We start from the raw sequence: 13,805 nt of genomic DNA, 5'->3' as shown, positions 1-13,805 counted from the left end.
GTCTGTGATCAGACGGAGTTGTTTGTTGCATCAAAAGGGAGCATTCGCTCCCTTTTGATTTGCAAGTTGGTCTAGACGCAGTTGATCGAGAGGTTGCGATCGTTCAGTTGATGGAATCGGCTGCGGCTTTGGATTGGTTCACCACATCAGGTGGCAATGAGACGTAGCCCAGCTCGGGAGCCTGCGACTGTGCTTCTTCGGACAGCATGTAGTTGAAGGTCTTCCTCAACATTGTCGTTTTGTCGTCGTTGCCAGTTTTGTAGGCCAGCACCCAGGTGAAGGTGACGATCGGATAGCCCGCTTTGGGATTGGGATTACCTCCGATCAGATCGGGGCCGAGGTCAATGGAACCCAGAGCTTCGCTGGCCGTGGCATTGGTGGGCTTCACCTGTTCACCCGAAGCGTTCTGCACTGCAGCGGCCTGCAGATCACCCTTCACATAGGCCAATTCCACGTAACCGATGCCTCCAGCGATTTGATTCAGCTGGGCGGAGACACCCTCATTGCCTTTGGCTCCAACACCGGTTGGCCATTTGACCGACTTGTCTGCGCCAACATCCTTTTTCCACTCAGGGCTAATGGCTTCCAGATGTTTCGTGAAGTTGTAGGTGGTGCCGGAGCCGTCGGAACGGTGAACAATGTTGATCGCCTTGTCATCACATCCGAGTGCGCTGTAGTTCGTGATCTGCCCGAGAAAAATCCCTGCCAGTTGCTTTTGGGTGAGTGATAAATCGCAGCCGGGGTTGTTGTAAGCCACGGCGATCGCCCCGGCGGTCATGGGGATCTGCACCACACCGCGACTCACCTTGGCAATGGCTTCGGGCTTCATCGGTTTGTCGGAGGCGCCGAAATCGACCGTTTCTGCGGTGAATTGACGGACACCAGCACCTGAACCCACTGACTGGTAATTGACATTCACACCATGGGACGACAATCCCTGAAACCATCGCTGGTAAATAGCCGCAGGGAAGGAAGCGCCTGCTGCGGAGAGCTGGCCCTGGACTTTTTCATCACCACCACCACCTGTGGAGCAAGCAGCCAGGCTGAGTCCTGCGGCCATACCCGAGATGACAGTGAGCGTTCTCGTGAGAAAAGAGCGTTGCATGAACTCTTCTAAAAAATCGATGGAGAGTGAAGAACACCCGGATTGAACTTATTGCAATGCGATGAGACCCGATTTAAGGGCTGGTTATCGATTGTTGATCAACGTGCTGGCCAACCCATTCAGCGGTTGCGGGTGTCAGCAACACGCCGTTGCGGTAGTGCCCTGACGCCAGCAGCAGCCCAGGTTCGAGCTCTTCCAACAGTGGAGCAGGTCGTTCTCGTGGTCGTGCACGCAAGCCATGCCATTGGCCGAGCAGCTGGGAGTCTTCCAGCCATGCCGGGGCCAGGTCGTTGAGCCGTTTCATGGTCTCTTGGGCTGCAGGATCCGCTGTCACGCCAGGCTCCAGCGTGGCTCCGATCCACAGGCGGTTCTGCCCCTGGGGAATCAGATTGATGCCGCCGCAGGTGAGCACTGCTGGCCACCCTGACCATGGCTTGGCTGGCTTGTTGAGCTGAAGTTCAAGCACCTGTCCGAGCACGGCATCCATGGGACGTTGATGCCCAAGGCTCTGCAGCAGTTTGGTGCTGCCCAAAGCAGAACAGATCACCACCACATCGAAGTCGTCGATCCCTCCGTCTGCAGTGAGGAGCCTCCACTGGCTCCGATCTGAGCTGCTTTGCCGCAGCAGTTCCACAACCTCTGTCGCTCGTAGTTCGATGTTGTGCTCAACCAGGCTTCGTCTCAGGGCTCGAAGCAGCTGCAGCGGATCGATCCGTCCATCACGTTTCGACAGCATCGCCCCATGACCAGCCTGTGGCCATGGCGGATCAGCCTGCTCAAGCTTTTTGTTGGTGATGAACTGCAGTCCTGAATCGGGTCTTGAATCTGCAAGCTGTTGCATCCGCTGTGCTTCTTCCGCGTCGCTGGCGAGTTGAATCAACGGAGTCTCCAGCTGCAGCGGCGACTCCGGATGATTCAGTTGCTCAACCCACGACGGCCAAAGCGTCATGCTGCGTTGACGCAGCCTCCAGGCCCGGCCGCTCGAACGCCGGAAGGCATGGCCCATCAGCACGCCAAGAGATGCGGTGCTGCCATTCAGATCACGATCAGCTGGCTTGGACGGGATCGGCCTGGCCAGCAATGGGTCCGCAAGCAAAACTTTATGCCCTTGCCCAGCAAGATGCCAAGCGGTGCCAGTGCCGGTGACTCCGGCACCAATGACGGCGATGGAGGCGATCAGCTCAGAGCCTGCTCGGGGATGACGGCTGCGTAATTGCTGAAGCCTGATTCCAGCTCGTCCAATGACTTCTGAAGTTTGCCGTCGTCCTGGAGACGAGCGGCTTCATCGAGATCAGCCATGGCGTCCTTCAGGGACGTCGCCAATTTGTTGGCTTCTGCTCTGTCCTGGGGAAGCAGCCGTTGGTTGATGTACAGCATTTCGCGGCCCACTTCCTGCATGGGGCCATGGATCAGGTTGCGAGTGAAGGTCCAGTCGCGTTCTTCAACGAGCTTGGCCAGTTCAGGCAGTCGGTCCCTGGCAGCCGTGAAGCCTTCCACCTGCCGGCGGATCACAGCCATATCTTCAGGGCTGATGGTTGCGGGATTGGCATTGGCACTGCCATCACAAGCTGCGAGGCCGAAACAGAGGGCGAGGCAGAGGCAGAAGGCGGCCACGCGGCGCAGGGCGCTCAGCATCGGGGTTCACAAGAATCGAGGCGACTTTAACCGCCATCTAAATTTGGTTGAAACACCATCGTTACGAGTGCTCTCATGCGGGTGGACATGGTGCCGTTGGCTTCCGTCCGCAGATCTCGGAGTGATGTCTTGACGACGACAAGCTGGAAGCTCTGATGGCCTCCATTCGTGAGGAGGGATTGCACGAACCGATCGATCTCTTGGAGGTGGATAGTCAGCTCAGTGGGTTCAACAACTGTCACAGGGTTGCGGCCCATGAACGTCTTGGACTGACAACCATTCGTGCTCGGATCTGACAGGCCATCTCCAGGGACGTGAACCTGCATCTTCGCTGACAGGTAAGCAACCATCCGGGCCCAGAATCAACGCTTCATCTTTCTCAGAGTCTTGTCCTCCGCTTCGGTCATCCTTCAGCTGATCTGTCCCGACCGTCCGGCACTCGTGAGTGAGCTCGCCGGCTGGGTGGCTGCGAACGGGGGCAACATCCGTCATGCCGATCACCACACCGATTCCGGTGCCGGCCTGTTTCTCAGCAGAATTGAGTGGGGTCTGGAGGGCTTCGGACTACCGCGCCAGGCGATTGCACCAGCGGTGGAGTCACTGGCGCAACGGCTCGTGGGTGAGGCTCAGCTGCACTTCTCTGATGAGCATCCCCGTGTGGCGATTCTGGTGAGCAAGCAAAGTCACTGCCTGCTGGATCTGCTCTGGCGGGCTCGCAGTGGAGAACTGCCCATGCAGGTTCCCATCGTGATTGCCAATCACCCTGATTTGGAGGGCAGCTGCAAAGAGTTCGGAGTCCCGTTTGTGCATGTTCCGCTAACCCGAGAGACCAAGGCTGAAGCTGAGCACACCATCCTTGAGCTGCTGATCGAACATCGCGTGGAGCTGGCGGTGCTGGCTAAGTACATGCAGGTGCTCAGCGGTAGTTTCCTTGAGCAATTTCCCAATGTGATCAATATCCACCACTCATTTCTGCCTGCCTTCAAGGGTGCACAGCCGTATCACCGTGCCTGGGAACGGGGCGTGAAACTGATCGGTGCAACGTCCCACTACGTGACCGAGGAACTGGACGATGGCCCGATCATTGAGCAGACCATCGCCCATGTGAGCCATCGCGATGAGGTGCAGGATCTGATCCGCAAGGGTCGTGACACCGAACGACTTGCTTTGGCCAGGGCTCTACGCCTTCACCTCTGCCGTCAAGTGATGGTCTATCGGGGCCGTACGGCAGTGTTCGCGTGATGGCCTGGCTGGATCAGGGCCGTCCCTCCCTGGCATCGTCACGTGGTTGGCGCTGCTTTCAGCTCGGCCTGTTTCTGCTGCCGTCGTCAGCTCTGCTGGGAAGTCTGTTGCTGTTCCCAGCGCTGTTGTTCGGCTGTGCCGGGCGTGATCGGCCCTACTGGCGTGACCCCTGGAATGCTCCGCTGCTGGCGGCTGCCGGCCTGATGGTGCTTGGTTGCTTTGGGGCCTATGACCAGGGGCTTGCCTGGGTGGGGCTGGCCAATTGGCTGCCTTTTTTCTGGGGTTTCTGGGGTTTTCAGCCCTATTTGATGAACCCTGAGTCCCGCCGCCGCTCTGCCCTCTGGTTGGTGGCCGGCAGTGTGCCTGTGGTGGTGACCGGTCTCGGTCAGCTGTGGTGGGGATGGCAGGGACCTTGGCAGCTGTTGGGTGGATTGATCGTGTGGTTTGTGGCCGCAGGGGGTCGTCCTGAAGGGCGCCTTTCCGGTTTGTTTGATTACGCCAACATCGCTTCTGCCTGGTTGGCTCTGGTCTGGCCACTGACCCTGGCTGCCCTCGTGCAGCAGGGGTTGAACCGCTGGCGCCGTGTCGTGGTGGTGATCCTGGCCGTGTTGTTGGTGGTGGCGTTGGTGCTCACGGAATCCCGTAACGGCTGGGGTTCATTGGTGTTGGTGGTGCCGATCGTTCTGGGTCCACCCAGTTGGCCCTGGTTGATTCCTCTGCTGGCGCTAGCGCTTCTGCCGGTATTGCTGTCCGTGCTCCCAGGGGTGCCGCTTATGCTTCAGGATCCAGCCCGGACTCTGGTGCCTGAAGGTCTCTGGGCTCGTCTCAACGACAGCCAGTACGGCGGGGAAAGAGTTCTGGCTTCTACGCGCATCAGTCAATGGAATGTTGCGCTGCAATTGATTGTTGAACGGCCCTGGCTTGGCTGGGGAGCGGCGGCGTTCTCAGTGATCTATCCCCTGCGCACCGGTCAGTGGCATGGCCATGCCCACAACCTGCCGCTGGAGCTGGCCATCAGCCATGGTCTGCCGGTGGCAGTGCTGATGGTGGGTTTTGTCTTAGCCCTGTTGGTGGTCAGCCTGCGCCGAGGACTGTCCGGCTTGTTCGACCGGGCCTGGTGGACGGCGTTGTTCGTGCTGATGGTTCTGCACGGCACAGATCTGCCCTTCTTTGACAGCCGGTTGAACATTGCCGGCTGGATTCTGTTGGCAGGGCTGCGTAGCAGTTTTAGTGAGCGGGCTCATGCCCAACATTGACCTCTGGCTTAGCTCAGCAGGTGAAGTTTGTGTTCACGCGATGAGAACAAAGATGGGGCAGTTGTTTCTTTTAATTCTCAAGCCCAGCTCAAGATGGGCATGATTCCATGGCTGGCAAGTTCGCTCCAGCGGGCTGTGAATGTGTGATTGCTGCTGCTACTGCTGGATCCCCAAGGATTCACGATCGTGAATAACCCAGTGCTGGCGTTGTAGTCAGTAATTGCAAAAGCATGTCCATCCACGAAATCCCTTCGGCCGTTACTCCCCCAGGTGTTACCTAATGACCCCAGCCAAAGTGCTTTGTTGTTGTTAAGTGCAGCAATCGCTTGAGATTCAAATGCATTCCAGCTTGTTTGGCTCCTATAGGCACTGGACCAGCCATTCAGGCCTGTTCCAGAACCACCAGTTCCTGTGTAGTAGAAGGAAACAGTTGTACTTGTATTTCCTGAAAGGTGTGTCAGAGCATCCATCCAACCTCCTTCTACAGCCGCATAACTGTTTTTGGAGCTGTCGCTACCTCTCGAGAAAGCCTCTGTTTCATTGGCTTGTGCATAGCCTTTTTCCAGTAAGGCCACCCACTTTTCGCCTGTTAGCCCCCAAGATGCGTTGCCTGCAAGTGCTGTGCTGTAGCCGTTCGTGCTTGGCACGTAAGAATCGACGGTGACCCAGACTTCGCTGAGGCTGTTGTCATAAAACCGAACGCCATAGGTACCATCACCATTGTCTTTAAACATCTCTGTGATGATGCTTGAATCAGCGTCTGCGTAGGAGCAAGCAGCTGCTAAGACATAGCAAGTTCCTGCTTGTCCTTGTCTGATATCGTCAAAGTTAACTCCATCGACAAACAGATCACCAACCATTTCGTCGTAAGCAAATGTCATCGCGCTTGCACTTGCGGCAGAGTCGCCTTGGACGAAGTTTGTGGGGCGATCAAGACCGCCATACCACTTATCCACGAGTGAATTGAGATGAGCTTCAGTGGAGCCCTCGTAGAGGTTGCCAAGATTGATACGGCTTGACTCGCCTCCAGTCCACCACTGATTTGCGCTATTGCCATTGACGACGGCATCAAAGATATAACTTTGGTACGAAGCTTCTGTCGCCGAAAGGTATCCACCGAGATTGGTTTCAATGGTTTGCAGGTCGGTCAGTTCTGTTGCAGTGACGCCTCCACTGGCAACGTCAGCCAACAGTGATCTGAGCTCCTGGTGGGTGAACAGTTCGTCGCTTAAAGCGATGTTTACATTGTTAATGATTGAGCTGTTTGAGATGCCGTTGATTTTGTTTGTGCTTCCAATAATGGAATCGCCATTGAAATCTTGCTGAAAATTAGATTCAGCCTGGAAGTAAGTAGATGAGCCAGCAGATGCATAGCCTTCTGAAATTGTGTAAGCCCAGTTGGAATCATGCCGTCCAAGCCAAAGCTTGCCGTCGGAAAATTCCCAAGAGGAGGTATTGATACCATCGATGGTTTCAGCGCCGACGAGTGTCCATCCGGTCCAGGTGCTATCACCCCATTGCGTGCCATCGGAGTGTGTGATGGAGACGGAGTTGCCCGTTGAATCTTGTACATAGCCGTAACCGTCAGAATCTTTGAGCAGGTTGATTGAACCAGCAGATTCGGTTGTGGTCAGAGGAGCACCAGTGACGCCATCTTCATTGAAATCTTGCTGAAAATCAGATTCAGCCTGATAAAGAGATGCTCCCGTCAGCCAATCGCCATCAACGGGATTCCAATCGCTATCCATGTTGTATCTATAAAATGATTCATATAAAGAGCTCCCGAAAGCCAGTTGATTGATTTCGTTAACTCTTTCGGCGCCAATGATGCTCCATCCGTTGGAGTCGGTGTAGTCAATGAAGTTGTACCCAGCTTCGTCGTAGACATAATAATTGCCCCAGTAGTTGTAGAGACTGGCGTTACCCTGTTCTTCAATCCATCCGTAAGAACTGTGGAATTGATTTTGTGCATTACCGCTCTGCTCTATGTTGCAGCCATCAAATTGATGAGTTTTGCTTGTCTCAAATCCGTCCTCAGGTGTTGTTGTGGAGTCGGTAATAGTTGAAGCAATTCCTCCACTATATTCTTTCTCTTCAATCAAGGTTTGCTCATTTAGAGCCCCGTCTAGATTGATTTCAGTATCGCTGCTAATCAGGGACAGTGCTGCATTGTTCTCTGAGTAATTGTTGATATCCTGTCCAAACCCATAACCCACATTCGAATGAATAGCTGCAGAAGACGAAGCGCTAATAATATCGTCTACTTTTCCGGAGGTCGAAGATAATTGAGGTGTATTGAGGTCTTCCATGGTGAAACATCTATAGGTTTAATTTAATTCCATGCATTGACGATTCTATGCATTGAGTTTGACTTAATCTCAGGTTGTGATCTGTGACTGAGATCCACTAATCCTGTGATCTTGATTACAGGTTTCAAATAACCGCTTTTAGTTTGCTGCCGGACTTCGCCCCTTGTGGAAGTGTTCTCTGTAATCAGCCTTAAAAAACGGTGAGAGGCTGTTGGTCTTGGCTGAGATGTGCGACTGAATTGACCAGTTTGTGGTGGCCTTTCAAAGTGAGACGTTCGTCTCTGTAAATACCGCAACAACTTTTGAGTTTCAGATTGCATCACGCTTCTAGGTGTTTTTACTTGTGCTTCTTTTAACTGATCGACTTCTCTCGATCCTTGATCAGACGGTCCTTGGTTAAAGGACCGTTGAGGTGCCCCCAAGGTAGCTCTGATTCGGTATCCCAAACGTCGTGCACGACATGTTCCCAGCTTGCGGGTAAAGGCAGAGTGACGCCCCCGCTCTGGGCTTTTGGAAGATCGCCTGCTAACGCCGCTCTGTAGGCCTTCTTCCAACCCCCGAGGCTTTCCTGCGAGCCGCGTACTGCAGCGATCACAGGTGCCAGGCGGCGGTCACTGCGGGAGAGCAAAGCCTGGATCACACTCCAGCCGTAACTCTCGGGCCTCAGATCAATCCCTTTTGGCTTCAGGCGTTTGGCCAGTCGTTTCAGTCGTTTGTCGGCTTCAGGCCTGACGCCCTGCCATTGGAACGGGGTTTGAGCCTTGGGGACGAAAGTGCTCACGCCCAGGGTGAAACGCAAGCCAGGGGTGCTCTTTTTGAGCTGAAGCAGCAGATCAGCAGTTAATTCCACATCTTCTTCTTCTTCGCTGGGGAGCCCCACCATTCCGTAGAGCTTGAGGGCACGCAGCCCCCCGTCTTTGGCATGGCGTGCAGCGGCGCTGATCTCTTCGTTGCTTAATTTTTTATTCACCACCTCGCGCATGCGTTCGCTGCCGCTTTCGATGGCGATCGTGAGTGATTTGCTGCCGCGCCTGGCCAGTCCACTGGCAAGTTCTGTGGTCACGGTGGCTGCCCGCACCGAACTCACACTCACCCGCACGTCATCAAAGCGCTCATGACCGAGCCAGCTGAGCAGGTCTGCGAACTGTGGATGCTGAGTCACCGATGCACCCAGTAGTCCCAGCCTGCGCGTTGCCACCAGACCTTTCTCGACAGCAGGGATCAGGCCGTCGTCTAGAGAGGGCGTGCGGAAGGGAAGCGTGAGATAACTGGCCAGACAGAAACGGCACAGTTCCGGGCAGCTGCGGACCACCTCCACCATGTGGATATCGGGCCAGGCGGATTCCGGGGTGATCACCGTTGAATGGCTAAGGCTGTTACCGCGCCAGGTTTGCTTGGTGATCGTTGCTGGAAGATCTGCTTCGATCGGGTCGATGCTTTGCAGACTGCCGTCATTGCTGTAGCGGGGGGCGTACAGCGATGGCACATAAATCCCAGGCACCTGAGCCAACCGCCGCAGGCGCACGGATCGTGATTCAGACCGCACCTCCTGAAGTGCGTCGATGAAGTTGGGCAGCAGTTCTTCGCCATCCCCCAGCAGGATCACATCGAAAAAGGGAGCCAGAGGTTCGGGGTTTGCGGTCAGCACAGGACCTCCACCAAACACGATTGGATCCTGATCCGAGCGCTGCTCGCTCCAGATGGGAATCCGCTGTTGCTCTAGCAGATCCAGCAGCACCGGACCATCCAGTTCCCAGCTGAGGGAGAGTCCGAACAGATCGCACTGTCGATGCGGTGGATCGCACTGATCGGTGAACAGGCGACGCACATCCAGATCCGAGCGCATGGCCAGAGTCGCCCACACGATTTGGTAACCGAGGCTGGTGATCCCCACCGTGTAAGTGCTGGGAAAGGCCATCACCGCACGCAGGGCTCCGGTTTCCGGCACAGCCGGATCAAACAGCAGGGTTTCCTGGTTCAGGAGGGCCTGGGCCTCAGATGATCATCTTCATCCTGAAGGATCAATGATTCAGAGGCTCCTGCCAAGGCCATCAATGCTGTTGCCCCGCGACGTGAAGAATTGCTCATCCTCGGCAGCGGCAGAAACTCCTTAGCCAAATGTTGTTTGTCTTAGCCATGGAATGAAGATTGCTCCTATGGATCAGGTTTTTTGGTTTTGTCTTTAGGAGGAGTGGATGGTTTGGGAGGGTCAAACTTTCTGCGTCGAATCGATCCCTCCCAAGCGTGGTGAATGCCGCCCCGTCGTTCCCTGCGGGCTTCCAGGTGATCTTCCTCCAGCAACTCCATGCCCAGCTGGCGCTCATAGATCGAGCGGTCATCAAACAGACGTGCCACGAGGAAGCTGGCCAGGCAGGCCACCAGGATCGGCTTAAGGATCAGCAGATCTTTGGTGAGTGCGAAGGCCAGGAACATGGCCGTGATCGGTGTGCGCGAACAGCTGGCCACGAAGGCACCCATGCCGGCGAACACGTAGGTGCTTGGCACGTGTCCGGTGAGCGCTTCCACCCAGATGCCGCAGGCCAGACCGATGGCGCCGCCAAGGGTGAGCATCGGGTAGAACAATCCGCCTGGAGCTCCCGACGCTGCAGCCAGGCCGGTGCTGAAGAACAGCACGATGAAGGTGCCGAGCGCCATGGGGATATCGGCCTTGCCATCAGCGATCAGGTGCTGCAGCCCCTCCAGGTTGTGAAAAGCCTCAGGCAAAAAGGCGTAGACGCCCCCCAGCACAGCACCACTGATCACCATGCGCATCACCAGGTGATCGCCGAACCATGCGTTGCCCTTGCGTTGCATGGCGAGCACATAGCGGCAGTACAGCTCCGCCAGCACCCCAACCACGACGCCAAGCCCGATCAGATAGCCAAGATCGATCGGCAGGAAGTTCACCAGTGGTGTGTATTCCCGTTCCAGCTGGAATCCCTGCGTGGCATCGAGGCCCCCTCCACTGGAATTGAGGCCGGCCAGACCCAACACGTCAGCCCAGGCATCGGCCCAGAAGGTGGTAACAATCACCAGCAGCAACACCACCGGTCTGGCGGAGTGCAGCAATTCCTCCACTGCGTAGACGAAGCCTCCGATGGGGGCACTGAACACCGCTGCGATACCGGCTCCGCCGCCGGCAGCAACGATCAAGCGGCGAAAGGCCACAGGTGCTTTCAGCCAGCGCGCCATCTGCCATGCCACGGAGCCGCCCATTTGAACCGCAGGTCCTTCCGGGCCGAGCGGGAAGCCGCTGCCGATGGCCACGATTCCAGCCACCAGCTTCACCAGGCCCACCTGGAGCCCCATCGGCACCGCTCTGTGTTTCAGAAATCCCATGATGTGGGTGATGCCTGAGCCACCAGCCGCTGGGGCCAGGTAGGCCACCATCAGGCCTGAAATCAGGCCGCCCATGGCTCCGAGTCCTGGCAAAACAGCCCAGGCCGGCAGATCTGCCAGCAGTTCCAGTCGCCAGCCGCCCAACACTTTGATGCCGGCCTTGAACAGCACACCGGTTAGGGCAGCGCCCAGGCCCGTGAGCATCAGGGCCAGCACCACAACCCACCAGCGTCGCTCCAGCAGGCGTCGGATGCTGCGGCTGGAGCCGAGCTGATGGCGGCGTTGTTTTAGTTCACTCAGAGCGACCATTGCATTGCCTGTCCGGGGTCAGGCCCCGGCAAGCATCTGGGCCTCCTCATCCGCACTCACAACCCGACCCTGATCCTCGAAGCCGCTGATCTGGTCAAAATTCAGATAGCGGTAGAGCTCGTCGGAAAGAGGATCGATCTTTTCGGCGGCGATGCTGCGGTATTCGTCCGCTGTGGGGATCCGGCCCAGCTGGGCACAGACTGCGGCCAGCTCGGCGCTGCCCAGGTACACCTGGGCGCCTTTGCCGAGGCGGTTGTTGAAGTTTCGGGTGCTGGTGGAGAACACGGTGGTGTCGTCCTCGACTCTGGCCTGGTTGCCCATGCACAGCGAGCAGCCCGGCATCTCCATGCGTGAGCCGGCCGCTTCGAAGGTGGCGTAATACCCCTCGGTCTTGAGGGTCTCCTCATCCATGCGGGTGGGGGGACACACCCAGAGTCGCGCTTTGTTCTCACCGGCTCCCTCGAGCACCTTGGCTGCGGCCCGGTAATGGCCGATGTTGGTCATGCAGGAGCCGATGAACACCTCCTGCACCGGAGCTCCAGCCACCTCGCTGAGCAGCTTCACATTGTCGGGATCGTTCGGGCAGGCCAAAACGGGTTCGCTGAGTTCATCGAGGTTGATCTCCAGCACTTCGGCGTACTCGGCATCGGCGTCAGCGCTGAGCAGCTGGGGATTGGACAGCCATGCCTCCATCTCCTTGATGCGGCGGGCCAGGGTGCGCGCATCGCTGTAGCCGCGGGCAATCATGTTCTTGAGCAGGGCCACGTTGCTGCGCAGGTATTCGCTCACCGTTTCCTCGGAGAGCTTGATCGTGCAGCCGGCACAGGAGCGCTCGGCGCTGGCGTCGGTGAGTTCGAAAGCCTGCTCAAGCTTCAGATCAGGGAGGCCTTCAATCTCCATGATCCGGCCATTGAACAGATTCTTTTTGTTGGCTTTCTCGACCGTCAGCAGGCCGCGTTGAATGGCGACCCAGGGAATGGCGTTCACCACGTCGCGCAGGGTCACTCCGGGCTGCAGGGAGCCGCTGAATCGGACCAGCACCGACTCCGGCATGTCGAGGGGCATGGCGCCAATGGCCGCAGCGAAGGCCACTAGTCCTGACCCGGCCGGGAAGGAGATGCCGAGAGGAAAGCGGGTGTGGCTGTCACCACCGGTGCCCACCGTGTCGGGCAGCAGCATGCGGTTCAGCCAGCTGTGGATGATGCCATCGCCGGGCCGCAGCGCAACGCCGCCGCGCTGAGCGAAGAAGTCGGGCAAGTCCTTCTGGGTCTGAAGATCCACAGGCTTGGGATAGGCCGCGGTGTGGCAGAAGCTCTGCATCACCAGGTCGGAGGAGAAGCCCAGACAGGCCAGCTCCTTCATTTCGTCACGGGTCATCGGCCCGGTCGTGTCCTGGGATCCGACCGTGGTCATCAGCGGCTCGCAACTGGTGCCGGGGCGCACACCCGTGAGGCCGCAGGCCTTGCCCACCATTTTCTGCGCGAGGGTGAATCCCTTGCCGGTGTCCTCCGGAGCGCTGGGGCGGATGAACAGTTCGGAAGGGGGCAAACCAAGCTTGGCGCGCACCTTGTCGGTGAGGGCCCGGCCGATCATCAATGGAATGCGGCCACCGGCGCGCACCTCATCACTGATCGTGGCTGGCTTGAGTTCGAAGCGGCTCACCAGCTCACCATCCCGTTCGATCGTGCCTTGGTAGGGGCGAATGGTGATCACATCACCGGTGTTCAGACCGGTCACATCACATTCGATCGGCAGTGCACCCGAGTCTTCCGCAGTGTTGAAGAAGATTGGGGCGATCTTGCCGCCCAGAATCACTCCGCCGGCCCGTTTGTTCGGCACGTGGGGAATGTCTTCACCCGTATGCCAGAGCACCGAGTTGATGGCGCTCTTGCGTGAGCTTCCCGTACCAACAACATCTCCTACGTAAACAACGGGATGCTCACCTTGTTTCAGTGTTGTGATCGTCTGAAGGCCGTCAGGGTCTCGGGTCTCCAGCATCGCCAGGGCATGCATGGGAATGTCCGGACGGGTCGTGGCATGGGTTGCCGGAGACAGATCGTCGGTGTTGGTTTCGCCTTCGATCTTGAAGACGGTCACGGTGATGGATTCAGCCAGCTCCGGTTTGGAGGTGAACCACTCCGCAGCTGCCCAGCTGTCCACCACCTGTTTGGCGAAGCGGTTGTCTGCCGCCAGCTCCATCAGTTCGTTGAAGGCGTCGTACACGAGCAAGGTGCGGCTGAGGCCCTCAGCGGCACATCCAGCCAGCTCCTCATTGCTGTGTTTGAGCAGCTCAATCAGGGCGGCCACGTTGTAGCCCCCCACCATCGTTCCCAGCAGGCGGATCGCTTCGAGCGGTGATACCAATGGGCTGGTCGCTTCGCCCTGCGCCACAGCACTCAGCCAAGTTGCCTTCACGTAGGCGGCTTCATCCACCCCAGGTGGAATGCGTTCACTCAGCAGATGCAGCAGTTCCTGCTCTTCCCCGGCAGGCGGGTCCTGCAGCAGCTCGGTGAGCGCTTGGGTCTGGCTGGCATCGAGTGGCAGCGCTGGGATCCCCTGGGCCAGGCGTTCTGCAGCGTTCTCGCGGTAGGTGCTCAGCATCGGAATCGG

At 57.5% G+C, this 13,805-nt stretch carries 10 protein-coding genes; 3 read left to right on the top strand and 7 right to left on the bottom strand.

The window, feature by feature from the left end:
• Nucleotides 1–103: 103 nt before the first annotated feature.
• From pstS to psbQ, 3 genes are all read right to left on the bottom strand, one after another.
• Entirely contained in the window at nucleotides 104–1,105 is a 1,002-nt protein-coding gene (pstS, locus tag SynBIOSE41_RS17680; protein WP_186539145.1) for a phosphate ABC transporter substrate-binding protein PstS, read from the bottom strand.
• 73 nt (nucleotides 1,106–1,178) lie between these two features.
• On the bottom strand, nucleotides 1,179–2,264 hold the full coding sequence (locus SynBIOSE41_RS17675) for an FAD-binding oxidoreductase (RefSeq protein ID WP_255476068.1): 1,086 nt from the start codon (nucleotides 2,262–2,264) through the stop codon (nucleotides 1,179–1,181).
• Between the two features lie 17 nt (nucleotides 2,265–2,281).
• Nucleotides 2,282–2,740, bottom strand: a complete 459-nt coding sequence (gene psbQ, locus SynBIOSE41_RS17670) for a photosystem II protein PsbQ (RefSeq protein ID WP_186539144.1) — start codon at nucleotides 2,738–2,740, stop codon at nucleotides 2,282–2,284.
• Between the two features lie 155 nt (nucleotides 2,741–2,895).
• On the opposite strand from psbQ, the gene SynBIOSE41_RS18250 reads away from it, so the two are divergent.
• The 3 genes from SynBIOSE41_RS18250 to SynBIOSE41_RS17655 all read left to right on the top strand — a co-directional run bounded on the left by SynBIOSE41_RS18250 (nucleotide 2,896) and on the right by SynBIOSE41_RS17655 (nucleotide 5,238).
• The gene (locus SynBIOSE41_RS18250) at nucleotides 2,896–3,036 is read left to right on the top strand and encodes a ParB N-terminal domain-containing protein (protein WP_255475870.1); all 141 of its coding nucleotides are present in this window, start codon (nucleotides 2,896–2,898) and stop codon (nucleotides 3,034–3,036) included.
• Nucleotides 3,037–3,127: 91 nt separating this feature from the next.
• Entirely contained in the window at nucleotides 3,128–3,982 is an 855-nt protein-coding gene (gene purU, locus SynBIOSE41_RS17660; RefSeq protein WP_186539143.1) for a formyltetrahydrofolate deformylase, read from the top strand.
• Nucleotides 3,982–5,238 carry an O-antigen ligase gene (locus SynBIOSE41_RS17655; RefSeq protein WP_186539142.1) on the top strand — a complete coding sequence of 419 codons (1,257 nt, stop codon included), beginning with the start codon at nucleotides 3,982–3,984 and terminating at the stop codon, nucleotides 5,236–5,238. Before purU ends, SynBIOSE41_RS17655 begins: the two co-directional genes overlap by 1 nt.
• A 77-nt stretch (nucleotides 5,239–5,315) precedes the next feature.
• On the opposite strand, the gene SynBIOSE41_RS17650 is transcribed toward SynBIOSE41_RS17655, so the two are convergent.
• The 4 genes from SynBIOSE41_RS17650 to acnB form a co-directional block, all read right to left on the bottom strand.
• Nucleotides 5,316–7,547: a C2 family cysteine protease gene (locus SynBIOSE41_RS17650; protein ID WP_186539141.1), complete on the bottom strand. Its 2,232-nt coding sequence runs from the start codon at nucleotides 7,545–7,547 to the stop codon at nucleotides 5,316–5,318.
• 352 nt (nucleotides 7,548–7,899) lie between these two features.
• Entirely contained in the window at nucleotides 7,900–9,465 is a 1,566-nt protein-coding gene (locus SynBIOSE41_RS17645) for a radical SAM protein (RefSeq protein ID WP_186541416.1), read from the bottom strand.
• 236 nt (nucleotides 9,466–9,701) lie between these two features.
• Entirely contained in the window at nucleotides 9,702–11,195 is a 1,494-nt protein-coding gene (locus SynBIOSE41_RS17640; RefSeq protein ID WP_186539140.1) for a ClC family H(+)/Cl(-) exchange transporter, read from the bottom strand.
• A gap of 18 nt (nucleotides 11,196–11,213) precedes the next feature.
• Nucleotides 11,214–13,796 carry a bifunctional aconitate hydratase 2/2-methylisocitrate dehydratase gene (gene acnB, locus SynBIOSE41_RS17635; RefSeq protein WP_186539139.1) on the bottom strand — a complete coding sequence of 861 codons (2,583 nt, stop codon included), beginning with the start codon at nucleotides 13,794–13,796 and terminating at the stop codon, nucleotides 11,214–11,216.
• Nucleotides 13,797–13,805 lie beyond the last annotated feature (9 nt).

Origin of the sequence: Synechococcus sp. BIOS-E4-1 (genome assembly GCF_014279995.1) — a bacterium.
Taxonomy (GTDB): Bacteria; Cyanobacteriota; Cyanobacteriia; order PCC-6307; family Cyanobiaceae; genus Synechococcus_C.
Note: the sequence above shows the minus strand (reverse complement) of the source record. Positions and strands in the feature narration are given on the sequence as shown.